This is a genomic window from Rhodococcus sp. IEGM 1306, from assembly GCF_036541985.1.
Classification (GTDB): Bacteria; Actinomycetota; Actinomycetes; order Mycobacteriales; family Mycobacteriaceae; genus Rhodococcus_F; species Rhodococcus_F qingshengii.
In genome coordinates, this window is the sequence record NZ_JAZHFF010000002.1 from 485795 (window position 1) to 510420 (window position 24626).

Here is a 24626-nt window from a genome sequence, read left to right on the forward strand (position 1 = left end):
GCGGCGACTCTAGAGCTGTCGCACGCACACCCAACGCTGCGCACCGGACCGAACGGGGACCGCAGTGGATCTGCAATTGGACGGACGAACTGCCGTCGTTACCGGCGCGGGAAAAGGTATCGGACTGGCTGTCACGCGGGCGTTGGTGGCCGAGGGAGTCCACGTCGTCGCGGGCTCGCGGACGCTCTCGCCGGAACTCGAATCGCTGCAGTCCGGCGGCGCCGTCACCTTTGTCGGCGTCGACCTCGCGAGTGTCGAAGGATCAACCCGACTGCTCGAGGTTGCAGCAGCGAGGGGCGGCGTCGACATCCTGGTCAACAACGTCGGGGCCGTCACCCCGAGAACGAGCGGTTTCGCGGCCATCACAGACGAAGAGTGGGCGGCGTCGTTCAATCTGACGTTCTTGTCGGCTGTACGCACTGTTCGCGCTGCGCTGCCGGAGTTGATCCGCCGAGGTGGCGGGAGCATCGTGACGATCAGTTCGGTCAACGCATTCTTACCTGACCCCACGGTGATCGACTACAGCGCCGCCAAGGCGGCGTTGACCAACTTCTCGAAGTCGTTGTCGAAAGAATTGGGCGGGCAGGGGATCCGCGTCAATACCGTCAGCCCTGGCCCGGTGCAAACGGAGTTGTGGCTCGGCAAGCACGGAGTGGCCTCGACGCTGGCGAAGGCGAGTGGATCAGCCGCCGACGACATCGTCGAAAGCGCCGCGGCCGGAGCCGAGACTGGGCGGTTTACCTTCCCCGAAGAGGTTGCCGACCTGGTGTTGTTCCTCGCCAGCGATCGTGCGGGGAACGTGACAGGCGCGGATTTCGTGATCGACGGCGGTCTGATCAAGACCTTGTGATCATTGCTGCCTGAAACCTGATCATGTGCGCGACGGTCGACGACGTGATGCACAGGATCACTGCGGACGCGATGACCACCCACAGTCCCCACCCGATGGACGGTCCGGCAGTGTGCCCTGCGAACTCGGTACTACGTCGCACGATGGACGCGGCGTTTCCGACGGCAACGATCAATACCGCGATTCCGACCAAAGGGCCGGTGCAGTGATTCTTGATCTCGGGCGTGACGTCTCGAACCATGAGGGTGATCAACGCGGTCACCGCGCACAGAGCGAGGACGAGAGTGATCGCTCCGCATTCGTCGACACCACTGTGGTCCAGCGCAGAGGATGACGTCCACGGGCCGAGGCTTCCGGCGACGATCCCGGCGCACGCCCAGAGCGATCCGATGAGGCTAGGTCCGAAACGGTCGGGCATGAGGGAGGGAATTGCGCGGGTCGACGGCAGCTGAAACCCGAAGGCGCGTTGGTGATCCGGCTGATTGGGTGTGAACGTCACGCGACGGACCACCTTTCCTCCGCGGCGTCGAGCCGCCCAATCCAATGCTTTTCCGGAGTCTAAGGGCCGCCCAGTTCACTTTTGCCGAATCGAGCGAAATTGATCGAACCGGCGCTAGGGCTCGAGCAACTCGGCGTGAGAATATTCGTTGCGGCCCGCACCGACGAGGCGCTTACTGATCAAACGGCGTCGTGAACGACACTGGTTTGCCGGCGGCGCGCGCGTACGCGATCTCTCGGCGCGTGGACTCACCGATGTATCCGCGAGGGTTGACGACCAGAACCCGATCGGCGAGGTCGATCTTGCGCAGATGGAGCGCGTCGAGCAGGTTCTTCTGCTCGTCAGAGACCGCCTCGTCTGCTTCAACCGGCGCGACGACGATCACGCCCGCGAACGTCAGGTCGCGGTTCGCCTCCCGCATCTCTTCAGCGAATCGCGCAGAGCCGCAGATACAGACAATCTCAGGTCGATCGGGCACGGTTCAGTCTCTCATCGACGCGAGAGCCCGCGGCCACACCAGTCTCGTCAGATATCTTCGGCAACGCACCCCAGCTGTCAGTGAACGAAGTCCAGAGCTTCCTTGATCCACGCGTTGAATTCGACGTTCGAACTCGTCCCGGTTCGGTCGACGACGATCCATCCCTTGCTCATCGGCTTACCCCGCATCTCGGGCCAGCTTGCACCCTTGTGCGTCAGAAGCTCGTCGACTCGATCGGGGTCACACCGAACCATGATGTTGCCGTGTGAGTTCGCACTGGCGGCCAGCTTCCCGTTCACCATGAAGCTCAGCCCACCGAACATCTTTACTTCCTCGACGTCGTCCTCGCCCGAGAGCGCATCGCGGATACGCTCAGCCAGCGCTTTGTCGTATGCCATGGAGGCCTCCTGGGGTGGAGTTCCAGGTTAGATCAGATGGCGCAGGTACGTGTGCGGGTCGTGAAGGAACCGCTGCCAGTTCGAGACCAGATCGAGGTCCTCCCAGCTCGAGGCTCGGATTCCCCATTCGCCGATCTCGAGCAGGTTGGCGTTCGGCAGCGCCGCGATGATCGGCGAGTGCGTCGCGATCACCGCCTGCGCGCCGGATTCCACCAACTCGCCGAGCAGCGCGGCCAGTGTCAGGGTCCCCTGGAAGGAGAGTGCGGCATCGGGTTCGTCGATGAGATAGAAGCCGCCGTCGGAGGTCCTCGACGACAGGATCTCGAGCAGCGCCTCACCGTGGGAGAGGTGATGGTAAAGCGGTTCAGGTCGCTTGGGATTGGGGTTGTCCTCCAAGTACGTGTACAAACCGTGCAGGGTTTCGTCTCGGAGGTAGTACGCCCACTTCGATGCTCCGGGACTCCGCTCGAGCACAAGGTCGAGGCCGCCCGGTTCACTCGATCGAGTCTGATGCCGCGTATTGGTCGACCCGCCTTCGGCGTTGAGACCGAGAACGGCGGCAATAATTTCGATGACGGTCGACTTTCCCGCTCCGTTTTCGCCGACCAGAATGGTGACACCCGGTGGAAGCTCGAGACCGTGCTGAACGATCTGCGCGACTGCAGGCACCGTCATCGGCCAGCTGCCTACGTCGGCGCCCGACGATGGCCCGGCCTTGATGCGGCGGATGGGTTGTCTCTGCACGGCCATACGTTCTCACAAGGCTCCGACGAGAACGGACGTTAGTGGCGCTGCGCGAGCAATTCGACGATCCGAGCCACGAGATCGAGAGGGATCGGTTTGTTCAGCGGGAACTTCACCGTTGATTTCGCAGCCCGGTAAGGGTCGACGGACTTCTCGAACTCGGCGTCGCCCGCCGGGAGCGGGTACATCGAGATGTGGTTTTTCCAGCCTGCGAAGTGAATCAGGTTCTTTCCGTTCACCGTCATGGTCGGCATCTGATAGCTGATGGTCTCATCGAGGCCTGGAACCGTGTTGTGAATCGTCTCGCGGATACTCTCGAGGGCTGGTTGCACGTCGGTGGGAAACGAAGCGATGTATTCGTTGATCGTCGCGAATTCGGCCATGCGCGGATCATAATCGCGCTCCGACTCCCAATTGCGGCGACTTGGGGGACAAATGAGACCATTAGGTATGAAAAATCTGGAACCTTGGGAGTTCGCCGGCATGCTCACGCATCTGCGTGCCTACCTGACCAACGCAAGGCGCTTTCTGTGGGGGTGGTCTTACCGCGAGGTAGACGGCTCGTCGGAAGATCGTTGACTAGTCACGTTCAGCGTTGGTAATGCCAGAAATCGGGGCGGCTGCCGTCCGCGTCGGTGAACCCGTATTCCGTTCCGAGTTCGCCTGAACTGACCGATCGCTGATTCCATCGCTGTCGATTCGGATCGGCAGCGATGGCCGCGATCGCACGTCCGATGAATCTCGGTGACTCGGAGCGTGCGAAATCCGCGGGCGCAGTCGGACCATCCCGCTCCGGCAACAAAGCGTCACGCCAATTCGATTCGCCGACACCAAAATTCTCGAGCATCATCTCCGATCGCAGGAACCCGGGAGTGATGGCGACGGCAGTACAGCCGAACGGGGCAAGTTCGTGGCCTTGCGAAAATGCGAGCCTGTTCACGGACACCTTGGCCAAGTCGTAGAACACCGAGATGCGATAGTTCGATGCGTTGTATTCGGTAGTGCCATCGGTTATTTCGGCGACCAGTCCGCCTGGCCGATCAGTCATGAGCGGCAGGAGGTGGTGCGACGTGGTGATGTGGCTGTCGATCGCCAGACGCAAGATGTGAAACCCCTTGTCCAGATCGTGTTCCCATACCGGCGTGTTCCACTCCGCCGGCCCACCCTTGAGTAATTCCGCGCCCCAGATGTCGTTGACCAAGATGTCGATATGGTGATAGTCGATTCGCAAGCGTTCGGCGAGATCAGCCACTTGTTTGCTCTTGAGATGATCGACGGCAATCGGCACGCCGACGCCGCCCAGCTCGGTGACCAGCTCTGCCGTCTCTTCGATGGTCTCTCCGCGCGGATAGTCCGACTGAAGAATTCCGGCAGATGTGCTCCGGCCAGTGCAGATGACGGTTGCACCGGCCTCGCCCAAGGCCGCGGCGATTCCGCGTCCGGCGCCCCTCGTCGCCCCGGCAACTACAGCCACTCGCCCGCGAAGTGCGTCCGGATTCGGTGTCCACGACATTGTTCGATTGTTCTCGCCTGGATTGCTTCGTTCAAGAGTGAACGCGATCTGCGGAACCGAACCTTACTTCGCGGCGTCCAAGGTAGTAATCACTCGGATGAAGGAGGTAGGGGAGAGATGGATCGTTGTGTGGGGCGCAGTGCTGGTTGGAGAAACGGGATCTCGGGATTGAGTTCCGTTCCGTCAAAAGGAAATTCGCATCGGATCCGGACTCGGCGGGTAGTCGAAAGTCGCCACGGTGAGGAAGTCGTCGACGTACCACCAAGCCGGGAATCGCCCGAAGACGATTCCCGACCGGTGTGAAATCAGATCTGTGAAATCAGATCTGTGAAATCAGATCAGGGAAGCTGCGAGGCAGCGTCCGAATCGAGGAACCAACGTGTCGCAACCAAACCGGTGGCGCCGGCGGACGGCCAGTCGTCGGCCGAAGCACCTCCGACGGCTTTGGCAACGGCCTCGGCCTTTGCAGCACCCGAGACGAGCAGCCAGACCTCTTTGGCTCGCCGAACAGCAGGCAACGTGAGGGTGATCCGCACCGGTGGCGGCTTGGGGGAGTCCGTCACCGCGACTACGAAACGCGCTTCTTCGCGAACAGCGTCGGTATGCGGGAACAACGAGTTGACGTGTCCTTCGCCGCCCATACCGAGCAGGTGCACGTCGAACGTCGGAACCTGATTCCCGTGTGCCTGAGCGCCCAGCAGTTGTTCGTACGCCGTCGCCGCCCCGTGTGGATCACCGTCGTAGATACCGTCGGATGCGGCCATCGCATGTACCCTGTCGGGATCGACCGGCACATGATCGAGAAGCGCCTCACGTGCTTGCACTTCGTTCCGCTCGGGATCGCCGGACGGCAGGAACCGTTCGTCGCCCCAGTACAGATCGATCTGCGACCAGTCGATGTCGCCGGGAGCTTCACGCAACTTCTCGAGAAGTGCGATGCCGGTTCCACCGCCAGTCAGCACGATGGACGCAAACCCGCGAGCCTTCTGGGCATCGACGATGGTCGTGACCAGGCGTGCGGCGGCAGCGTCGACAAGTTGGCCGGCGTCGGAAAACTTCTCCACGACAACATCACTCATAGGTCACCTTCTCCAATCCGGCCAGAGCTTCTTCGTAGATCTCGTCCGGATCGAGCCGACGCAATTCCTCGGCGAGGCAATCGCGTGTCTCTCGACGACCCAGAGAAACCAGCGCGTCAGGCTGACCGGTGCGGATCAACGTAGCGGTCGTGCCCTCCTGCGGACGACTGATGGAGATACTGCGGGTCTCGAGCTTCAACTCGACCGTCAGCTCACCCGTACGCCGAATGACCGGACCGTCGATCTTGGCTGCCAACCAACCGGCGAGAATATCCAGTGCCGGTTCGGTTTTGAGACCGGAGACCACCGCTGAGGTGATCTTCTCGTGCGGCGGCTGATCGAGAGCCGATGCGAGGAGCGCGCGCCAGTAGGTGACGCGACTCCAGGCGAGATCGGTATCGCCGGCGGTGTACGACGCGAGTCGCCCCTTGATGGTGGCGGTCGGATCGGGGGCGCCGGTGGCATCGGTGATGCGCCGTATCGCGAGCTTCCCGACGGGATCCTTGGCTGGAATCTCGGGTGCCTCGAGGGGCCACCACGCGACTACCGGTGTATCGGGGAGCAGGAACGGGATGACGACGCTGCTCTCGTGGTCCGCCAGGGGACCGTAGAGACGCAGCACGACAACCTCCGAGGCGCCGGCGTCCCCGCCGACACGGATCTGAGCATCGAGCCTGGGCTCACTCTGCTCGTCGCCACGCAGAAGCACGATGACGCGGCAAGGGTGCTCGCGGCTTGCTTCGTTGGCGGCCTCGATGGCTTCCTCGGCATTCCCGGTGTCCCTGGTGCAGACGACGAGCGTCAACACTCGTCCCAAGGTGACAGCGCCGCCGGTCTTACGTACCTCGACCAGTTTCTTGCTGACCTGGACCGTGGTGGTGGACGGCAAATCGAGAATCACTAGGGTCGCCTCCATTCGCGTCCGGTGCGTTGCATCATTTCGTCCGCAGACGGTGGTCCCCACGTTCCGGCCTCGTAGGGTTCCGGCTTACCGCCGGCAGCCCAGTGCTCGAGGACGGGATCGAGGATCTCCCAAGACAATTCGACTTCGGCATTCACCGGGAACAGAGACGGCTCGCCGAGCAACACGTCGAGAATGAGCCGCTCGTACGCCTCCGGAGACGACTCGGTGAAAGCCTGGCCGTACGAGAAGTCCATGTTGACGTCACGGACTTCCATGCTCGATCCGGGAACCTTCGAGCCGAACCGCATGGTGACGCCCTCGTCGGGCTGCACGCGGATGACCAGAGCGTTCTGGCCGAGGTCTTCGGTCATCGTCTTGTCGAACGGTAGGTGCGGTGCACGTTTGAACACCACCGCGATCTCGGTGACACGGCGTCCGAGTCGTTTGCCCGTGCGCAGGTAGAACGGCACACCCGCCCAGCGGCGGGTGTCGACCTCGAGGGTGATGGCGGCAAAGGTCTCCGTGATGGAGTCCGCTGCGAAGCCGTCTTCTTCGAGGAGCCCGACCACCGGCAGCCCACCCTGCCAGCCGCCCGCGTACTGGCCGCGGGCGGTGGTCTCGTCGAGGGGCTCGGCAAGGCGAGTAGCCGAGAGGACCTTGATCTTCTCCGCCTGCAGATTGAGCGGCTCGAAGCTGATGGGTTCTTCCATCGCCGTGAACGCGAGCAACTGCAGCAGGTGGTTCTGGATCACGTCACGGGCCGCGCCGATGCCGTCGTAGTACCCCGCGCGTCCACCGAGGCCGATGTCCTCGGCCATCGTGATCTGAACGTGGTCGACGTAGTGCGCGTTCCAGATCGGATCGAACAACTGGTTCGCGAAGCGCAGAGCCAGAATGTTCTGGACGGTTTCCTTACCGAGGTAGTGGTCGATACGGAAGACCGTGTCCTCGGGGAACACCTTGTTGACGACGGCGTTCAGTTCGCGAGCGCTCTCGAGGTCGTGGCCGAACGGCTTCTCGATGACGACTCGTCGCCACTGACCGTCCTCGGCCTGCGCGAGGCCCGACGCCGACAGTTGCTCGAGCACCTGAGGAAACGCGTTGGGCGGAATCGCAAGGTAGAAACCGTGATTGCCGCCGATACCACGTTCGTTGTCGAGCGTGGCCAACGTGTCGGACAGGTTCTGGAAGGCCTCGGCCTCGTCGAAACTGCCCTCCACGAACCGGATACCTTCGGCGAGCCTCTCCCAGACGTCCTGACGGAACTTGGTGCGAGCGCCGTCCTTGACTGCTTCGAGGACGACGTTCGTGAAGTCCTCGTCCGTCCAGTCACGCCGGGCGAACCCGACCAGAGCGAATCCGGGCGGCAACAGTCCACGGTTGGCGAGGTCGTAGATGGCGGGCATGAGCTTGCGCCTGGCAAGGTCGCCGGTAACACCGAAAATCACCAGGGCGCAGGGCCCCGCAATGTGCGGAAGCCGTTTGTCGGTGCTGTCCCGAAGGGGATTCACCCAATCTGATGCCGCCGCGGAATCGCTCACAGGCTCAGCTCTTCTGGGTTGCTGCGCGGAGCTGCTCGGCGGTTGCGTCGAGCAACTCGTTCCAGGACACCTCGAACTTGTCGACGCCCTCTGTCTCGAGGACCTTGAACACGTCCGCAAGATCGATGCCGACTGCAGCGAGCTGATCGAAGACCGCCTGTGACTCCTGAGCGGTGCCCGAGATCGTGTCGCCGGTGATCTCGCCGTGGTCGGCGAGAGCGTCGAGCGTCTTCTCCGGCATGGTGTTGACCGTGTTCGGCGCAACCAACTCGGTGACGTAGAGAGTGTCGGGGTAATCCGGGTTCTTCACGCCGGTCGACGCCCACAGCGGACGCTGAGCCTTGGCGCCGTCGGCCAGAAGAGCCTGGAAGCGCGGCTGCACCTCGAAGATCTGCTGGTACGCGTTGTACGCCAGACGCGCGTTTGCGAGTGCAGCCTTGCCACGAAGCTCGAGGGCTTCCGGCGTGCCGATTGCCGTGAGGCGGTTGTCGATCTCGGAATCCACGCGGGAGACGAAGAACGAGGCGACCGACTCGATGGACGAGATGTCGCGGCCGGCAGCCTTGGCGGTGTCCAGACCTTCCAGGTATGCGCCCATGACTGCCTCGTAGCGCTCGACCGAGAAGATCAAGGTGACGTTGACGCTGATGCCCTCACCGATCACCTTGGCGATGGCGGGAATGCCTGCCAGCGTCGCGGGGATCTTGATCAGGACGTTCGGGCGATCGACGATCTTGTGCAGCTCGATCGCCTGCGCGACGGTGGCGTCGGTGTCGTGTGCCAGGCGAGGGTCGACTTCGATGGACACGCGGCCGTCGACGCCGTTCGACGCCTCGAACTGCGGAGCCAGGATGTCGCACGCTGCACGCACGTCGTCGGTGGTCACCGCGGTGATGGTGGCGTCGACATCGGCGCCGCGCTGTGCGAGCTCACGGACCTGAGCGTCGTACGCCGATCCCTTGGACAGTGCCGCCTGGAAGATCGACGGGTTGGTCGTGACACCCACGATCGACTTCGTGTCGATGAGGTTCTGCAGGTTGCCGGACTGGATGCGATCCCGCGAGAGGTCGTCGAGCCAGATGGAAACGCCTGCAGCGGAGAGCTTTTCGGTATTCACGTTCTGTGTCATCGAGATCATCCCTTCACAGCTGCGAGGGAGCGCTGCGCGGCTTCGACAGTCGCGTCGGCAGTGATGCCGAACTCCCGGAACAAGGTCTTGTAATCGGCGGAAGCGCCGTAGTGCTCGAGCGAGACGGCCTGACCGGCGTCGCCGAGGATGCGCCACCACGGCATCGCGATGCCGGCTTCGACGGACACACGCGCGCGCACGGCGGGCGGAATGACCTCGTCGCGGTACGCCTGATCCTGCTCGAGGAACCAATCGAGGCACGGCACGGAAACGACGCGGGTTGCGACGCCCTGAGCTTCGAGGGTTTCGCGAGCCTCGGTGGCCAGATGCAGTTCGGAACCGGTCGCCAACAAGATGACCTCGGGCGAACCGTTGGCTGCGTCAACGAGGACGTAAGCGCCGCGCTTGACACCCTCGGCAGCCTTCTCCTTGGTGCCTTCGAGAACCGGGATGTCCTGGCGAGTGAGTGCCAGAGCCGTCGGGCCCGTCTTGTTCTCTAGTGCTGCCTGCCATGCGAACGAGGTCTCGTTGGCGTCACCCGGGCGGACGACGGCGAGGTTCGGGATCGCACGAAGAGCAGCGAGATGCTCGACCGGCTGGTGAGTCGGGCCGTCTTCGCCGAGACCGATGGAGTCGTGGGTCCAGACGTAGGTGACGGCAGTCTTCATCAGTGCGGCCAGGCGAACCGCCGGACGCATGTAGTCGGAGAAGACCATGAAGGTTCCGCCGTACGGGCGGGTGGGTCCGTGAAGCGCGATGCCGTTGAGGATCGAGCCCATCGCGTGCTCGCGGATGCCGAAGTGGAGCGTGCGGCCGTAAGGCTGCGCATTCCAGTCGTTGGTGGAGATGGAGAACGGGCCGAACGAATCTGCGCCCTTGATGGTGGTGTTGTTGCTGCCGGCGAGGTCGGCGGAGCCGCCCCACAGCTCGGGCAGGATCGGTCCGAGCGCGTTGAGTGCCGAACCGGAGGCCTTGCGAGTCGCAACGCCCTTGGCGTCGGCCTCGTAGGTCGGGAGAGCGTCGGCCCAGCCGGCGGGGAACTCACCGGCGAACAGGCGGTCGAAGAGTTCCTTGCGCTCGGTCTCACGTGCAGCCCACGCGTCGAACTCGACCTGCCATGCCTTGCGTGCGTCGGCGCCGCGGGAGACGACCTCACGGGCGTGAGCCAGAGCGTCGGCGTCGACGTCGAAGGACTTGGCCGGATCGAAGCCGAGGGCTTCCTTGACCGCTGCAACTTCGTCGGCACCGAGAGCGGAGCCGTGGACGTCGCCGGTGTTCATCTTCTTCGGAGCCGGGAAACCGATGATGGTGCGGAGCAAGATGATGGAGGGACGATCGACGACGGCCTTGGCCGCGGCAACCGCGTCGAGGATGCCGGAGACGTTCTCGCCACCTTCGACGTGCTGAACGTGCCAGCCGTATGCCTCGTATCGCTTTCCGACGTCTTCGCCGAGAGCGATGGTGGTGTCGTGCTCGATGGAGATCTTGTTGTCGTCGTAGAAGACGATGAGGTTGCCCAGTTCCTGGACACCGGCGAGAGACGAGGCCTCGGACGTAACGCCTTCTTCGATGTCACCGTCGGACGCGATCACGTAGATGTGATGGTCGAAGGGGGAGGAGCCGACCGGGGTCTCCGGATCGAACAACCCACGCTCACGACGCGCAGCCATCGCCATACCGACTGCGGACGCAAGGCCCTGGCCCAGCGGACCGGTGGTCATCTCGACGCCGACGGTGTGGCCGACCTCGGGGTGGCCGGGGGTCAGTGCGCCCCACGTGCGGAGAGCTTCGAGGTCAGCGAGCTCGAGACCGTAGCCCGACAGGTAGAGCTGGGTGTACAGCGTCAAGGATGAATGGCCACAGGAGAGAACGAAGCGGTCACGGCCGACCCATTCTGCATCCGAAGGATCGTGGCGCATGACGCGCTGGAAGAGGGTGTATGCCAACGGCGCCAAGCTCATTGCAGTTCCGGGATGGCCGTTGCCGACCTTCTGAACCGCGTCGGCGGCGAGCACGCGGGCGGTATCGACAGCCTTGGTGTCCAGGTCGGTCCAGTCCGAGGGGTGGACGGGTTGCGTGAGGACGTGGATCTCGTCTGTGATCGACACTGGCAGATGTCTCCTGACATGGTGTACGTGGATTGCGAGGGTGGGGTGTCCCTCCACTGCGTAACCCAGCCTAATGGTCCTGGCTGTCCGGGTCGATTCGGTTCCTCAATGGCTGCGGTCTACCATCGTTCGTAGTAGAGAACAGTGTCAGCAGTGTGTCGTGAAGAGTTAGTGCGGTAACGCGTGGTGCAAGGAGAGAACGTGCGGACAGGGCAACAGCCGAGCGGACATGGCTTCGGCAGCCCAGGTGCCGCCCCGCGGGCGACCAATACCGATACGGTGTGGGGTCGCGCAACGGGCAAGGTTCTGGCTTATATCGCGCTCACGAAGCCGCGAGTGATCGAATTGCTGTTGGTGGCAACCATTCCGGCAATGCTGCTGGCCGATCGCGGAACAGTCGACATCGTTCTGATCCTCAGCACCCTCTTCGGTGGCTGGATGGGCGCGGCGAGTGCGAACTCGCTCAACTGCGTCGTCGACGCCGACATCGACAAGGTCATGAAGCGCACGGCGAAGCGTCCGCTGGCCCGCGAGGCGGTGCCGACGCGCAACGCGCTCGTCTTCGGGCTCCTTCTCGGACTCGCGTCGTTCCTGTGGCTGTGGTGGCGAGCCAACCTCTTGGCCGGCATCCTCGTCGTGATCACGATCGCGTTCTACGTCCTCATCTACACGATGGTTCTCAAGCGTCGTACCTGGCAGAACGTCATCTGGGGTGGCGCAGCCGGATGTATGCCCGTCCTCGTGGGCTGGGCCGCTGTCACCGGTTCGCTGAGCTGGCAGCCCGTCGTGCTGTTCCTGATCATCTTCTTCTGGACGCCGCCGCACACCTGGGCGCTGGCGATGCGATACAAAGAGGACTACAAAGCTGCCGGTGTTCCCATGCTTCCGGTGATCGCCACCGAAGAGCACGTCACCAAGCAGATTCTGTTCTACAGCTGGGCAATGGTCGTCACGACGCTTGTCCTCGTCCCCGCGTCGGGAGTCATCTACGCCGCCATCACCATCGTTGCCGGTGCGTGGTTCCTGCTCATGGCACATCAGCTGTACCGCAGCGTTCGCGGTGGTGCTCAGGTCAAACCGCTACGCCTGTTCCTGCAGTCCAACAACTATCTTGCGATCGTGTTCGTCGGCCTCGCCGTCGACTCGGTTCTCGGACTCCAGACGATCAGCGACATGCTGAGCTGATTCTGCTGTGCGCCTTTATTAACCGCGGGCGGTTAATAAAGGCGCACAGCACTTCGCTAGGGGATCAGAACGATCGACCCGGTCGTTGCTCGACCTTCCAGATCCCGATGCGCTGTTGCCGCATCGGCGAGGGGATACTCGGCGCCGACGCGAATATCGAGTTTCCCGGCCGCAATGGCGTCGAAGACATCGCCGGCACGCCAGGTCAGTTCCTCTCGAGTGCGAATGTGATGCGCGAGCGTCGGACGCGTCAGGAACAGCGAACCCGACGAATTGAGCCGCTGCGGATCAACCGGCGGAACCGGTCCACTGGCCGCACCGAACAAAGCGACCGTGCCGCGGATGCGCACGGAAGCCAAGCTCGAATCAAAAGTTGTCGCGCCGACGCCGTCGTATGCCGCCGCTACTCCTTCGCCGCCGGTCAACTCCCGGACTCGCGCTGCGATGTCCTCGTCGTACCGCAGAACCTCCGAGGCACCCGCGCCGCGCGAGAGTTCTTCCTTTGCATCCGATGACACAGTCGTGATGACCTTCGCCCCGAGGCTGACGGCCATCTGCGTCAGGATCAACCCGACGCCGCCCGCGCCTGCGTGCACGAGCACGGTGTCGCCGCTCTGGATCGGATACGTCGACTTCGCGAGGTAGTGCGCCGTCATCCCCTGCAGGAGCGCCGACGCCGCGGCCGATGCAGGGACACCGTCAGGCACTTTCACGGCGACTGCGGCGGGAACAGCCACCTTCTCGGCATAGCTGCCAGTGGCAGCGGCCCACGCGACCCGGTCGCCCACGGAGAATTCGTTGACGTCGGAGCCGACAGCTTCGACAACACCGCTGCCCTCGTCGCCGGGAATGTAGGGGAGCGGACGCTTGTACTGGCCCATTCGGAAGTACGTGTCGATGAAATTGATGCCGATCGCTTCGGTCTTGACGAGTAGATCGCCTGGGCCGGGTGTCGGTTCGGGTTGTTCGGTCAGAGTCAGAACGTCTGGTCCGCCGGTCTCGGTCACGTAGATGGCTCGCATGGTTTCTGTTCTACACCCGAGGCGGCCGACGCTCAGTCCATGCCTGGTGTCGCTTCCGGGCTACCGACCAGTATTGTCGAGTCATGAGCACCGATACCGAGAAGTCGGACGCCACCCCGTCCGCGCCGGAACTGCCGAAGTCCACGGTGAACGCCATCACCAAGTTCGTCGCCGAGCACGGCGGCTCCGCCAGCGCCGTCATCCAGCCGGTCGGCCTGGCCGGCGTTCGCATCACCCTCGTAGGTGCCGACGGCATCCTCGGTGATCAGGTCGTCGAGGACCTCGCCACGGCAAACGCGGTCGTCGCGTCCTTCGACAACGTCACCGTCGCCGAGTGGGAGCGCGAACTGACGAGCATCGTCACCCCGCAGGAAGGCCATTTCAAGAAGATGTCCGGTTGGGTCGCCAACCAGACTCGGTTCCCGAAAGCTCGCAACGAATCCTGAAATGACGTGTGGGGCGTAGGAACACCTTTTGGTGTTCCTACGCCCCACACGTGTCTTGAAGCGTCAGACAGCTGGTATCGGCGAATTGGTCGGCGTGTACTGGCGGGTCTTACCCGCAGCCCAAACTGCTGCGGTCGCAGCCGTGCACAGTCCTGCACCGGCGACGTGCATGATCACCAGAACTTCCGGCACATCGGTGAAGTACTGCACGACACCGATGAGCGACTGCGCGAGGATCAGTCCCAGCAGGACCTTCAGACGGATCTTCACGGCTGCGGATGTCCCGACCGCATACAGGCCGAAGGTCAGACCCACGACCAGCGCGAGATATCCGACCAGAAGCTGTGAGTGCAGATGGACGAGCGTCACGATCTCGATCTCCAGGCGAGGCACCGTCCGGTCCAGTCCCTTGTCGCCGGCGTGCGGGCCTGCGCCCGTTACGAGAGTTCCAGCGACCAAAACGCCGGCGAGCGCGACACCTGACAGCGCGGTAAGCCAGCGCAACGGCTTCGGCATCACGACCAGAGTGGTTGCTTCGTCGGGTTCCGCGATCTTCGCGTACATCACCGTGGCAACCCAGACCATCAGCATCGACGCAACCAGGTGAATGGCGACCGTCCACCACAGCAAGCCTGTGAGGACGGTGATACCGCCGATCACTGCCTGAACGACAGTGCCGAGCGGCATCATCCAGGCGTAGACAAGCACCTCTTTGCGTCGGCGAGCGCGAGTCACCGCAAGCACGATCGCAGCGGCGACGATGACGACCAGGAAGGTCAGCAGGCGGTTGCCGAACTCGACGGCTTGGTGAATCACCGCGACCTGTCCGTGGCCGACCGGGACGAAGCTACCGGGGAAGCACTGCGGCCACGTCGGGCAACCGAGTCCCGAGTCCGTCACGCGCACCACCGCGCCGGTGACAGCGATGCCGCCCTGCGTCAGGATCACGATGAACGCGATGATCTTCTGCGTTTTCAGCGAGGGGAGAGGTAGTCGATCCACCAAGCGTAAAAATCCGGCATACACACGATTCACCACGCCAACGATCGTAGTTCCCCATCAACTACACAGTGTCGTTGGGGCCAGCTCGCTCCGCGCCTGCCCCGCGTCGTTGGGGCCAGCTCGCTCCGCGCCTGCCCCGCGTCGTTGGGGCCAGCTCGCGTCAGTTCGCGCGAACTCGCACGATTCCCGAGATCGTTCCCTGGAAGTACTCGCCCGACTCGGTGATGAGTGCAGACATCTGAAGGGTGTCGTTGAGGATCGTCGACGGCAGCGGAGTCGAACCGATCTGCGACCCGTCCTTCGAGTCGATCACCGCGAAGGAGTAACCGTCCAGCGGAGAGGTGTTCGGAGCACCGTCTCGTGTCACGGTGTAGATCGAGCCGTCAGCCGTCGAGAGGTGGGGTACCGCGGAGCTGCGAATCGTGTTGTCCCACACGACATGGCAACCGACCGGATCGATGTCGACGCGGGTCATTCCGCCGTTGAAGGGTGCCGTGGCGGGGACGCTGGACCGGCACCTTCAGGAGTCGTGGGGTACGGGTATCCGTAAGTGCCGGCGACGTAGACGGAATGACCGATGCCGACGGGGGAGTTCTCGCTGCCGCTCGGTGAGCCGTCCTGGCTGGCAGCGGACAACACCGGCTGCGTGCACACCTCGGCGCCCGTGTCAGCGCGATAGACATGCAAGCTCACTGTCGGGTGGGCGTTGTCGACGATGGTCAAGAAATCGCTGCCCGTCGACGGGCCGAAGTATGTCGGCGTCGATCCGGTTCCCCAGCTGAGCTGACCCGGATTACGGGCCGGCCCGCGGTCGTACGGCTGACGCCAGTCGATGACGACCTCGTCGCCATTTCGCTTCAGTTGGTAGAGCGCGTGGGTCGTTGCGACGGCAGTGCCCGTCGGGGAGGTGGAGATGCTGTTCTGCACCTGTTCACCTTCGGGGAGCGCAATGCTGTGCGCGATTCGATCCGTGCCGACGTACCCGACGGTGCCGTGCCCGGTGGCGAACCAGACATTGCCTTCCCAGTCCGGAGCGAGGCCGGTGACGTTGTCGTCGGCGGCAACCGCACCACTGAGATCGACTACATCCGCGAGTTCCAGCCGCCAACTGCCGTCCGGATTCTGCGCATGGGAAATGCGGACCAGTTGACGGTTTCCGTCGACGGCGACGAGACGGTTCTCGTTGTCGAGGTAGGCGTAGACGCCGCCGAGCAGACTGCCCTTCGCGAGCGGCAGTTGTGCTACGGATCTACCCAACGGCGTGGCGTCGGCCTTCGGATCGATCAAATGGATGGTCGGGATCTGGCCGATCATCGTCGTGCAGAGCGAGACGATCATGCCGTCGGAACCCTGGAGGACCGTCGGGCAGGCGGCCATCATCGGGAAAGCTGTCACCTCGTGGGGGCCGGTTCCTGGACCGGGCAGCGGCGTGACGTCGGACGAGCCCGCGTCACCGTGCATGGTGGAAGTACCGACGGGACCGAGGTGCGGATTTGCAGGTGCGAGTGGACCGGACACCGAAGGGGTCGCCGTTGCGGGTCCGGCACACAACATGACTGTTGCGGCCACACAGCCGACGATCTGAGCTGTCCGTCGTGTACTCACGTGAACTTGAACCACCTTGCTGCGCAGACTCCGGCCACTGCGGCCCAGATGAGAAGTACGAGAATCGAGAACCAGTCCATCGAGGTGTCGAGGGCCGCTTCGAGTGCGTGTGCGAGAGCGCCGGACGGAACAATGCGGACCAGCGTGTGGACGGCGGTCGGGAGTTCGCCGCTGGCGAAGACCACACTGCCGATGCCCACCATGATGAACCACAGGATGTTGGCGAGAGCGAGAACGATCTCTGCTCGCAAAGTACCGCCGAGCAGTAGGCCAAGCGCTGCAAATGTGACAGTACCGATGGCAATGACCACTGCGCCGAGTACAAGTTCGACGAATGACGGACGCCATCCCAACGCCAAACCGATAGCGCCGAGCAAGAGTGACTGCAGAGCCACGACGATGATGACGGCAGCGCTCTTGCCTGCGATGATTCCCCACCGCGGTAGCGGCGTTGCACCGAGTCGCTTGAGCGCGCCGTATCGGCGGTCGAATCCGACGGCGATGGCCTGTCCGGTGAACGCCGTCGACATCACGGCAACCATCATGACACCAGGGAGCACGGTATCGACCCGAGAATCGCCCAAATCGCCGATCGGAAGTAGACACAGTCCGATGAGCAGGGTGATCGGGATGAACATGGTGAGCAGCAATTGCTCACCGTTGCGGAGCAGAAGAGTCAGCTCCAGTTTGGTCTGCGCCGCCAGCATCTTGGCCGCCGAATTGGGGCGGGGATCCGGCGAGAAGGTGCCTGGCTCGAAGCGGTTCTCGGCGAGCCGTCGGTCTCTGGCAACGCTGATGGGACTGCTCTGGCCGTTCGACGCTGTTTCGTTCATGACCTTGATCTCCGTCATCCCCTCAGTTCCCGGCCCGTCAATTCGAGGAAGACGTCTTCCAGACTCCGTTGATCGACGCGAATGTCGTTGATCAGCACGTCCTGATCGGCACACCACGTTGCGACAGTCGCCACGGTTGCCGGATCGATTGCACCTTCGACGACGTAGGTGCCGGGGTTGGATTCCTCGATGCGGAACCCGGCGAGTGAACCGGCCAGCGAATCGAGGCTCAAACCGGGAACCGTCGTCAGACGGAGTTGTCCTTCGGCGCCCTTGCTGGTGACCTCCGCCGGCGTTCCCGACGCGACGATCTTGCCGTGGTCGATGATGACCAGTTCGTCGGCGAGCGCTTCGGCCTCGTCCATGAGGTGTGTGGTGAGCAGGACGCTCACGCCGTCGCGTCGCAGAGCGTCGATGAGTTCCCACACGAGTAGACGTGCCTGAGCGTCGAGGCCGGCGGTGGGTTCGTCCAGAAATACCAATTCGGGACGGCCGACCAGCGCGCACGCCAGGGACAGTCGTTGCTGCTGGCCTCCGGAGAGGCGGCGGTACGGGGTCTTGCGCGCATCGGTGAGGCCGAGTTTGGAAAGGAGCCAGGCGGGATCGAGCGGGTCGGCCGAGTATGCGGCCACGAGGTCGAGCATTTCCCCGGCCTTGGACCCGGGGTACGCGCCGCCGCCCTGCAGCATGACACCGATTCGCGAGCGGACTTCACCGGAGTCGGCGATGGGATCGAGACCGAGCACTCGAACCGTGCCGGCATCGGGGGTGACAAACCCTTCGCACATCTCGACGGTGGTTGTCTTACCGGCTCCGTTGGGGCCGAGCAGGGCAACTACCTGGGCCGTCTCGACAGTGAGATCGATACCGTCGACGGCTCGAACACCGTCGAAGGACTTGACGACACCCTGGATCTGTACCGCCGGCGTCGACGATCTGGAGGCTCTCGAGGTCACGGGGAATCAGCGTAAGCCCCCGCCGAGTTGTCTTCGTCTACCGGTCCGCCTTTCGTGATCTCCGCTACTGGCTTGTCGCTACGCCAGGGGAGTGAATTGCGGGTGAAGACGATGAGCGTTCCGGCGGTGAGGATGGTCGCGATGACGGCCTGCACGATCATGAACGGAAGGTATTCGGCGCCGTTGGACATCAACATGACGCTGACGATCGAGGTGAAGACGACGGCAGGGATGCGGAAAATCGGCGCGGTGGCCCACGCCGCCAACGGAAGGATCGCCCACAGCAGGTACCACGGCTGAACGACGGGGAACAGGAGAACGATCGCTCCGAGTGCGATGCCGAGTCCACCGACCGGGTGTATGCGGCCCATGTACACCGAGATCATCATCCGTGCGGTGACGAGCATGGCGACGAGAGTTGCGATGGGCCGCGTGATCGTGAGGATCGCCGTCGTGTGATCGCCGAGTCCGAGTAGTACACCGGCCAATCCCGTGCCGACGCCCAGGAGCGTCGGGATGGACATCCAACTCCGGACTGCGGTGGCGGTGTCCAGGGTGTTGATCCAACCCATACCGAGCCCACTGGCCACGCTGATGACAAACGTGACGACAGCGGCAACGATGCCCAGGAGAATCGCGGCTCCCGCCAAGGCTTTCCAGGTTCCACCCCAACGCCGGGCCAAAGCCATGCCGACAAATCCCAGTGCAAGCAAGGACGGAATTTTGACGGTCGACGACAAGGCGATCAAACCTGATCCCGCAACGAGATAGAACAGCGCTCGCCCACGGATGGGCCCGGACCCCTCGACTGCGCGAAGAGCGATCTCGATTCCGGCGAGCATCAACCCGAGCATGAGCGCTTCGTTGTGGATGCCGGCCACCAAGTGGAAGAGCAACAGTGGGTTCGCGGCACCGAGCCAGAGCGAACTGACGGCAGAGACACCGCATCGCTTGGCCAGTCGCGGTATCGCCCACACGATGAGCGCGACGCCGGCCAATGCGAGCAAGCGGTGCAAGAAGATTCCGGCCACGATGTTGTCGCCGGTCAGTGAGCTGATCCCGCGTCCCAGCCACAGGAAGAACGGTCCGTACGGAGCCGGGGTGTCGCGCCAGATCGTCGGAACCGTGCGGGTGAGAACGTGGTCGACGCCCAGTGCCGCCTTGGGGCCGATGGCGTACGGATCGAGTCCACGGGCCGCGATTTCGCTTTGAGCCAGATACGAGTAGACGTCGCGGCTGAACATCGGCGGTGCGACCGAGAGCGGCAGGATCCACAGCAGGAGTGTGCGGTCCAACTGGGAACGGGTCATGCGCCGCGGTGCGCCGGAACGGCTGCGTATGTCCCCGACTGCAAATCGGCCCATCATCAGCCAGGCCAGAACGACGAGCACGGTTCCGGTCATCGTCATGGTGAGTGAGACCGTCGGCATACGTCCGGGAAGGCTGAGGACTCGAAGTCCTGCGGTCGGATTCTGCAGGACGGGTTGTGCGCCGGCGCCGAGCGCTCCGACTGCCATCAAGACCGCGCCGGTTGCGCCGAATCGGCGAATCCCTCGCAGTTGTGCGGTTTCCTTCGCGTTCAGGCCAGGGCGCTCGTCCTCGTCGCCGTGCAGCACCGCGGCCATACTCTGCCGGGGAGCGGATCCGAAAGGTCGAACGCCGATTGTGGAAAGCGCGAGTGCCTTGGGTTTTTCCAGCAGGATCGCGCGCGCCGATCGGGCGGTCGTCGTCTTCTCGGGGGTCTGCGGCACACCAGGCAGCGTAGCGGCTCCATCCAGCCGGACAGACAAGCACAAACAACGTACGTTGTCCGGATATTCCCGAATGTAATGCAGGTTGCCCTTAGTAGACCTGCGAAAAGAATTCCGTCACACTTGTGTTGTGAAAAGAAATGCGTCAGACCCACGAAGCAAGGAAGTTGCAGGTCAGCCCACTGTAGCGGCCTCGCCGAGTGCTGCCGCAAATCCGGTGACAGTGAGCGTCGAAGGTCAGACGCGGGCGGCAGTGGTCAAGCTGCTACTCGAAGAAGGCCCCATTACCGCCTCCGAAATCGGCACGCGCCTCGGTTTGAGTGCCGCAGGTGTCCGACGTCACTTGGATGCGTTGATCGAGTCGGGCGAAGCCCGTACCGCTTCGGCGTCGTCGCTGCGTCAGCGTGGACGAGGTCGTCCCGCCAAGCAGTTCCAGATCACCGCGACCGGTCGCGGCCGCCTCGGCCACACCTACGACGATCTGGCGGGAGCCGCGATGCGGCAACTCCGTGAAATCGGCGGAGACGCGGCAATCGAGGAGTTCGCCAAGCGCCGGGTCCAGGCGATCGTCGGAGACGTCGAACCGGCTGATCCGACAGATGTCGACAACGTCGAGGCGACAGCGGACGCAATCGCCGAAGCCTTCAACGCGGTGGGGTTCGCAGCGTCGACCCGGCCGGTCGGTAACGGCGTGCAGATCTGCCAACACCATTGCCCGGTTTCCCATGTGGCAGAAGAGTTTCCGGAACTGTGCGAGGCAGAGCAGCAAGCATTCCGGCAATTGCTCGGGACTCATGTTCAGCGTCTGGCGACCATCGCCAACGGTGACTGCGCCTGCACGACGCACGTGCCCCTCGTGTCCACCGGGAGTAGATGACCGGACCAGAGTGTTCTACGGAGCGTTGCCACCGTGCAGCGTTCGAATAGAGATTTTTCAGCTAGTTCTTCAAAGTCAGAACTGCTCGACCACAGCGACCAGCCCTCGCTGAACCCGAGCAGCCGTCAAGAAACAAGACTCCGGAAGGAGCTCGCATGACCGTCACATCAGACCAGGCGACTACCACTGCGGCAGCAGGCACCGAGCCGCTCACGCAGGAAGAGACCATCGCGTCCCTCGGTCATTACGGCTACGGCTGGTCCGATTCCGACGAAGCCGGAGCCAGCGCGCAGCGCGGGTTGTCCGAGGCTGTCGTGCGGGACATCTCCGCCAAGAAGAGCGAGCCCGAGTGGATGCTCGACATCCGCCTCAAGGCGCTGCGCACCTTCGACAAGAAGCCGATGCCGAACTGGGGCTCCGACCTCGAAGGCATCCACTTCGACAACATCAAGTACTTCGTCCGGTCCAGCGAGAAGCAGGCCGAGTCGTGGGAAGACCTGCCCGAGGACATCAAGAACACGTACGACAAGCTCGGCATCCCCGAGGCGGAGAAGCAGCGCCTCGTTGCCGGCGTCGCAGCTCAGTACGAGTCCGAGGTCGTCTACCACTCGATCCGTGAGGACCTCGAGGAGCAGGGCGTCATCTTCCTCGACACGGACACCGGTCTCAAGCAGCACCCGGAGCTGTTCAAGGAGTACTTCGGATCGGTCATCCCGGCCGGCGACAACAAGTTCTCCGCGCTGAACACCGCCGTGTGGTCCGGTGGCTCGTTCATCTACGTTCCGCCGGGAGTCCACGTGGACATCCCGTTGCAGGCGTACTTCCGCATCAACACCGAGAACATGGGTCAGTTCGAGCGCACCCTGATCATCGTCGACGAAGATGCCTCCGTGCACTATGTCGAGGGTTGCACCGCGCCGATCTACAAGTCCGATTCACTGCACTCGGCCGTCGTCGAGATCATCGTGAAGAAGGGCGGCCACTGCCGCTACACGACCATCCAGAACTGGTCCAACAACGTCTACAACCTGGTGACCAAGCGCACCAAGGTCGAGGCCGGCGGATCCATGGAGTGGGTCGACGGCAACATCGGCTCCAAGGTCACCATGAAGTACCCGGCCGTGTGGCTGATGGGCGAGTACGCCCGCGGTGAGGTTCTCTCCGTTGCGTTCTCCGGCGAGGGCCAGCACCAGGACACCGGCGCCAAGATGCTCCACCTCGCGCCGCACACGTCCTCGACCATCATCAGCAAGTCTGTCGCCCGTGGTGGTGGACGTGCGTCGTACCGCGGTCTGGTGCAGGTCAACAAGGGTGCCCACGGCTCCAAGTCGACCGTCAAGTGTGACGCTCTGCTGGTCGACCAGATCAGCCGAAGCGACACCTACCCGTACGTCGACATCCGCGAGGACGACGTCACCATGGGTCACGAGGCCACCGTTTCGAAGGTCAGTGACGATCAGCTCTTCTACCTGATGAGCCGCGGACTGACCGAGGACGAGGCGATGGCCACCATCGTGCGTGGATTCGTCGAGCCCATCGCGAAGGAACTCCCGATGGAGTACGCGCTCGAGCTCAACCGCCTTATCGAACTTCAGATGGAAGGGGCTGTGGGTTAGTGACCACGCCAGAGACCGGAGTCATCGGAGCTGTTGCCGGGGAGAACCCGACCGCTCCTGTAAAGGGTGCAGCCACCGGCTCACCCATCACGAACAAGGGTGAGCAGTTCTCCTCGTTCGACGTCAATGCTTTCGAGGTTCCCGGCGGACGTGACGAGATCTGGCGGTTCACCCCGCTGCGTCGCCTCCGGGGATTGCACGACGGCAGCGCCGTCGCCAACGGACAGGTCACCGTCGAGGTCGACGGCGGAAGCGACATCACCGTCGAGACCGTCGGCCGTGACGACGCACGTCTGGGCAAAGCCGGCGTTCCCGCTGATCGCATTGCAGCGCAGGCGTATTCGAGCTTCGAGACGGCAACGGTCATCTCGGTTGGTGCCGAGGTCGAGGTCGAGAAGCCCGTTGTGGTCACCATGACCGGCCCCGGAGTCGACAACGTCGCCTACGGACACACCCAGATTCGGCTGGCGCAGTTCGCCAAGGCGACGTTCGTGATCGACCAGCGCGGCAGCGGAACCTTCGCGGAGAACATCGAATTCGTTCTCGGTGACAGTTCGCAGCTGACCGTGGTGGCCATCCAGGACTGGGCGGACGACGCGGTTCACGTGACGTCACACCACGCTCGCCTGAACCGCGACGCAGTGCTTCGATACACCTCGATCAGCCTGGGCGGCGATCTGGTTCGCCTGTCCGCCACCGTCAAGTACGACGGACCGGGCGGCGACGCCGAACTGCTCGGCCTGTACTTCGCCGACGCCGGCCAGCATCTGGAACAGCGTCTGCTGGTGGACCATTCGCAGCCCAACTGCAAGTCCAACGTGGTCTACAAGGGTGCGCTTCAGGGAGATCCCGGATCCGGCAAGCCCGACGCGCACACCGTGTGGATCGGCGACGTTCTCATCCGCGCCGCAGCGGAGGGCACCGACACGTTCGAGCTCAACCGCAACCTGGTGCTGACCGACGGCGCCCGCGCCGACTCGGTTCCGAACCTCGAAATCGAAACCGGTGAGATCGTCGGGGCCGGCCACGCAAGTGCAACGGGACGTTTCGACGACGAGCAGCTGTTCTACCTGCGTGCTCGTGGTATCCCGGAGGATCAGGCTCGTCGTCTGGTCGTACGTGGGTTCTTCCACGAAATCATCAACAAGATCGCTGTTCCCGAGGTGCGCGATCGCCTCGAAGCCGCAGTCGAAGCCGAACTCGCAGCCGTCGGCTCCTGACCGCCCCGCCGGCGACACCACCCCGTCGCTACGCTCGCCCGCCTCATCTTGAAGGAATTTCATGTCTACCAGTGACAACACCACCACCTCGGTCCTCGAGGTTCGTGACCTGCACGTCGAGGTCGCCAACTCCGATGCCAACGCCGAGCCCATCCAGATCCTCAAGGGCGTCGACCTGACGGTCCGCTCGGGGGAGACCCACGCGATCATGGGCCCCAACGGCTCCGGCAAGTCGACTCTGTCGTACGCCATCGCCGGTCACCCCAAGTACCAGGTCACGTCCGGCTCCATCACCCTCAACGGTGAAGACGTCCTCGCAATGAGCGTCGACGAGCGTGCGCGTGCCGGGCTCTTCCTGGCCATGCAGTACCCCGTCGAGGTTCCCGGCGTTTCCATGTCCAACTTCCTGCGCACCGCCGCTACGGCCGTGCGAGGCGAGGCTCCCAAGCTGCGCCACTGGGTCAAGGAAGTCAAGGAAGCCCTCAGCGAGCTCGAGATCGATCCCTCGTTCATCGAGCGCTCGGTCAACGAAGGTTTCTCCGGTGGCGAGAAGAAGCGCCACGAGATCCTGCAGTTGGGCATGCTCAAGCCGAAGATCGCGATCCTCGACGAGACCGACTCCGGCCTCGACGTCGACGCTCTGCGCACCGTCTCGGAAGGCGTCAACCGCTACAAGGAGCGCGAGAACGGCGGCGTTCTGCTGATCACGCACTACACGCGCATTCTGCGCTACATCAACCCCGACTTCGTTCACGTGTTCGTCGGTGGCCGCATCGTCGAGTCCGGTGGACCGGAGCTGGCCGACGAGCTCGAGACCAACGGCTACGTTCGTTTCACCGCGGACACCGCAGCTACCCAGGGAGCGTAATC

24 protein-coding genes and 1 pseudogene are annotated in these 24626 nt (G+C 63.3%); 8 read left to right on the forward strand and 17 right to left on the reverse strand.

From position 1 onward, the window contains the following. Window positions 1-64 precede the first annotated feature (64 nt). Window positions 65-850, forward strand: coding sequence for an oxidoreductase (locus tag V3587_RS09065; RefSeq protein WP_058226749.1), 786 nt, complete (start codon window positions 65-67; stop codon window positions 848-850). Here V3587_RS09065 and V3587_RS09070 read toward each other — a convergent pair. The 5 genes from V3587_RS09070 to V3587_RS09090 all read right to left on the reverse strand — a co-directional run bounded on the left by V3587_RS09070 (window position 837) and on the right by V3587_RS09090 (window position 3352). Beyond that, complete coding sequence (locus tag V3587_RS09070) at window positions 837-1349, reverse strand: hypothetical protein (RefSeq protein WP_283376406.1); 513 nt, start codon at window positions 1347-1349, stop codon at window positions 837-839. The genes V3587_RS09065 and V3587_RS09070 overlap by 14 nt on opposite strands. A 172-nt stretch (window positions 1350-1521) precedes the next feature. After that, window positions 1522-1770 carry a hypothetical protein gene (locus V3587_RS09075; RefSeq protein ID WP_202426844.1) on the reverse strand — a complete coding sequence of 83 codons (249 nt, stop codon included), beginning with the start codon at window positions 1768-1770 and terminating at the stop codon, window positions 1522-1524. Between the two features lie 134 nt (window positions 1771-1904). After that, window positions 1905-2225 (reverse strand): TfoX/Sxy family protein, encoded by a 321-nt coding sequence (locus V3587_RS09080; RefSeq protein ID WP_003944891.1) that lies wholly within the window; start codon window positions 2223-2225, stop codon window positions 1905-1907. A 27-nt stretch (window positions 2226-2252) separates the two neighbouring features. Further along, a complete protein-coding gene (locus V3587_RS09085; RefSeq protein WP_003944997.1) occupies window positions 2253-2975 on the reverse strand; it encodes an AAA family ATPase in 723 nt (240 codons plus the stop codon). 32 nt (window positions 2976-3007) lie between these two features. Beyond that, a complete protein-coding gene (locus tag V3587_RS09090; protein ID WP_007727947.1) occupies window positions 3008-3352 on the reverse strand; it encodes an iron chaperone in 345 nt (114 codons plus the stop codon). A 67-nt stretch (window positions 3353-3419) separates the two neighbouring features. On the opposite strand from V3587_RS09090, the gene V3587_RS09095 reads away from it, so the two are divergent. Further along, entirely contained in the window at window positions 3420-3548 is a 129-nt protein-coding gene (locus tag V3587_RS09095; protein WP_256932255.1) for a hypothetical protein, read from the forward strand. A gap of 10 nt (window positions 3549-3558) precedes the next feature. Here the strand turns inward: V3587_RS09095 and V3587_RS09100 are convergent, their stop codons facing one another. The 6 genes from V3587_RS09100 to tkt form a co-directional block, all read right to left on the reverse strand. After that, window positions 3559-4482 carry an SDR family oxidoreductase gene (locus V3587_RS09100; RefSeq protein WP_283376407.1) on the reverse strand — a complete coding sequence of 308 codons (924 nt, stop codon included), beginning with the start codon at window positions 4480-4482 and terminating at the stop codon, window positions 3559-3561. 338 nt (window positions 4483-4820) lie between these two features. Then, window positions 4821-5561: a 6-phosphogluconolactonase gene (gene pgl, locus V3587_RS09105; RefSeq protein ID WP_030536405.1), complete on the reverse strand. Its 741-nt coding sequence runs from the start codon at window positions 5559-5561 to the stop codon at window positions 4821-4823. After that, complete coding sequence (gene opcA, locus V3587_RS09110) at window positions 5554-6462, reverse strand: glucose-6-phosphate dehydrogenase assembly protein OpcA (RefSeq protein ID WP_003944921.1); 909 nt, start codon at window positions 6460-6462, stop codon at window positions 5554-5556. The genes pgl and opcA overlap by 8 nt, the downstream gene beginning before the upstream one ends. Continuing rightward, the gene (gene zwf, locus V3587_RS09115) at window positions 6462-8006 is read right to left on the reverse strand and encodes a glucose-6-phosphate dehydrogenase (protein ID WP_030536404.1); all 1545 of its coding nucleotides are present in this window, start codon (window positions 8004-8006) and stop codon (window positions 6462-6464) included. The genes opcA and zwf overlap by 1 nt, the downstream gene beginning before the upstream one ends. Before the next feature lie 4 nt (window positions 8007-8010). After that, on the reverse strand, window positions 8011-9135 hold the full coding sequence (gene tal, locus V3587_RS09120; RefSeq protein WP_039972890.1) for a transaldolase: 1125 nt from the start codon (window positions 9133-9135) through the stop codon (window positions 8011-8013). A gap of 5 nt (window positions 9136-9140) precedes the next feature. After that, a complete protein-coding gene (tkt, locus tag V3587_RS09125) occupies window positions 9141-11243 on the reverse strand; it encodes a transketolase (RefSeq protein WP_003944976.1) in 2103 nt (700 codons plus the stop codon). Window positions 11244-11444: 201 nt separating this feature from the next. On the opposite strand from tkt, the gene V3587_RS09130 reads away from it, so the two are divergent. Next, the gene (locus V3587_RS09130) at window positions 11445-12428 is read left to right on the forward strand and encodes a heme o synthase (RefSeq protein ID WP_003944994.1); all 984 of its coding nucleotides are present in this window, start codon (window positions 11445-11447) and stop codon (window positions 12426-12428) included. A gap of 56 nt (window positions 12429-12484) precedes the next feature. Here V3587_RS09130 and V3587_RS09135 read toward each other — a convergent pair whose 3' ends face one another. Beyond that, complete coding sequence (locus V3587_RS09135; protein WP_021332986.1) at window positions 12485-13450, reverse strand: quinone oxidoreductase family protein; 966 nt, start codon at window positions 13448-13450, stop codon at window positions 12485-12487. Window positions 13451-13533: 83 nt separating this feature from the next. Here V3587_RS09135 and V3587_RS09140 point away from each other — a divergent pair, with 83 nt between their 5' ends. Further along, window positions 13534-13896 (forward strand): hypothetical protein, encoded by a 363-nt coding sequence (locus V3587_RS09140; RefSeq protein WP_283376408.1) that lies wholly within the window; start codon window positions 13534-13536, stop codon window positions 13894-13896. A gap of 63 nt (window positions 13897-13959) precedes the next feature. On the opposite strand, the gene V3587_RS09145 is transcribed toward V3587_RS09140, so the two are convergent. The 5 genes and pseudogenes from V3587_RS09145 to mptB form a co-directional block, all read right to left on the reverse strand. Continuing rightward, the gene (locus V3587_RS09145) at window positions 13960-14934 is read right to left on the reverse strand and encodes a COX15/CtaA family protein (RefSeq protein WP_021332987.1); all 975 of its coding nucleotides are present in this window, start codon (window positions 14932-14934) and stop codon (window positions 13960-13962) included. A 124-nt stretch (window positions 14935-15058) separates the two neighbouring features. Further along, a pseudogene (locus V3587_RS09150) lies at window positions 15059-16452 on the reverse strand (hypothetical protein). A gap of 47 nt (window positions 16453-16499) precedes the next feature. After that, window positions 16500-17336, reverse strand: a complete 837-nt coding sequence (locus V3587_RS09155) for an ABC transporter permease (RefSeq protein WP_371684328.1) — start codon at window positions 17334-17336, stop codon at window positions 16500-16502. 14 nt (window positions 17337-17350) lie between these two features. After that, complete coding sequence (locus V3587_RS09160) at window positions 17351-18292, reverse strand: ABC transporter ATP-binding protein (protein ID WP_007727917.1); 942 nt, start codon at window positions 18290-18292, stop codon at window positions 17351-17353. Further along, the gene (gene mptB / locus V3587_RS09165) at window positions 18289-20043 is read right to left on the reverse strand and encodes a polyprenol phosphomannose-dependent alpha 1,6 mannosyltransferase MptB (RefSeq protein WP_003944776.1); all 1755 of its coding nucleotides are present in this window, start codon (window positions 20041-20043) and stop codon (window positions 18289-18291) included. Before mptB ends, V3587_RS09160 begins: the two co-directional genes overlap by 4 nt. Window positions 20044-20173: 130 nt before the next feature. Here mptB and V3587_RS09170 point away from each other — a divergent pair, with 130 nt between their 5' ends. From V3587_RS09170 to sufC, 4 genes are all read left to right on the forward strand, one after another. Beyond that, on the forward strand, window positions 20174-20920 hold the full coding sequence (locus V3587_RS09170) for a helix-turn-helix transcriptional regulator (RefSeq protein WP_269455348.1): 747 nt from the start codon (window positions 20174-20176) through the stop codon (window positions 20918-20920). Window positions 20921-21075: 155 nt separating this feature from the next. Next, on the forward strand, window positions 21076-22536 hold the full coding sequence (gene sufB / locus V3587_RS09175) for a Fe-S cluster assembly protein SufB (RefSeq protein ID WP_003944799.1): 1461 nt from the start codon (window positions 21076-21078) through the stop codon (window positions 22534-22536). After that, complete coding sequence (gene sufD, locus V3587_RS09180) at window positions 22536-23756, forward strand: Fe-S cluster assembly protein SufD (RefSeq protein ID WP_003945011.1); 1221 nt, start codon at window positions 22536-22538, stop codon at window positions 23754-23756. The genes sufB and sufD overlap by 1 nt, the downstream gene beginning before the upstream one ends. A 61-nt stretch (window positions 23757-23817) precedes the next feature. Then, on the forward strand, window positions 23818-24624 hold the full coding sequence (gene sufC, locus V3587_RS09185; protein WP_003944795.1) for a Fe-S cluster assembly ATPase SufC: 807 nt from the start codon (window positions 23818-23820) through the stop codon (window positions 24622-24624). Window positions 24625-24626 lie beyond the last annotated feature (2 nt).

Coding starts and splice junctions, on each gene's coding strand:
- V3587_RS09075 (WP_202426844.1), bottom strand. CDS start 1,770: ATGCGGGAGGCGAACCGCGACCTGACGTTCGCGGGCGTGATCGTCGTC.
- V3587_RS09080 (WP_003944891.1), bottom strand. CDS start 2,225: ATGGCATACGACAAAGCGCTGGCTGAGCGTATCCGCGATGCGCTCTCG.
- V3587_RS09085 (WP_003944997.1), bottom strand. CDS start 2,975: ATGGCCGTGCAGAGACAACCCATCCGCCGCATCAAGGCCGGGCCATCG.
- V3587_RS09090 (WP_007727947.1), bottom strand. CDS start 3,352: ATGGCCGAATTCGCGACGATCAACGAATACATCGCTTCGTTTCCCACC.
- V3587_RS09095 (WP_256932255.1), top strand. CDS start 3,420: ATGAAAAATCTGGAACCTTGGGAGTTCGCCGGCATGCTCACGCATCTG.
- V3587_RS09100 (WP_283376407.1), bottom strand. CDS start 4,482: ATGTCGTGGACACCGAATCCGGACGCACTTCGCGGGCGAGTGGCTGTA.
- pgl (WP_030536405.1), bottom strand. CDS start 5,561: ATGAGTGATGTTGTCGTGGAGAAGTTTTCCGACGCCGGCCAACTTGTC.
- tal (WP_039972890.1), bottom strand. CDS start 9,135: ATGACACAGAACGTGAATACCGAAAAGCTCTCCGCTGCAGGCGTTTCC.
- V3587_RS09135 (WP_021332986.1), bottom strand. CDS start 13,450: ATGCGAGCCATCTACGTGACCGAGACCGGCGGACCAGACGTTCTGACT.
- V3587_RS09140 (WP_283376408.1), top strand. CDS start 13,534: ATGAGCACCGATACCGAGAAGTCGGACGCCACCCCGTCCGCGCCGGAA.
- V3587_RS09155 (WP_371684328.1), bottom strand. CDS start 17,336: ATGAACGAAACAGCGTCGAACGGCCAGAGCAGTCCCATCAGCGTTGCC.
- sufB (WP_003944799.1), top strand. CDS start 21,076: ATGACCGTCACATCAGACCAGGCGACTACCACTGCGGCAGCAGGCACC.
- sufC (WP_003944795.1), top strand. CDS start 23,818: ATGTCTACCAGTGACAACACCACCACCTCGGTCCTCGAGGTTCGTGAC.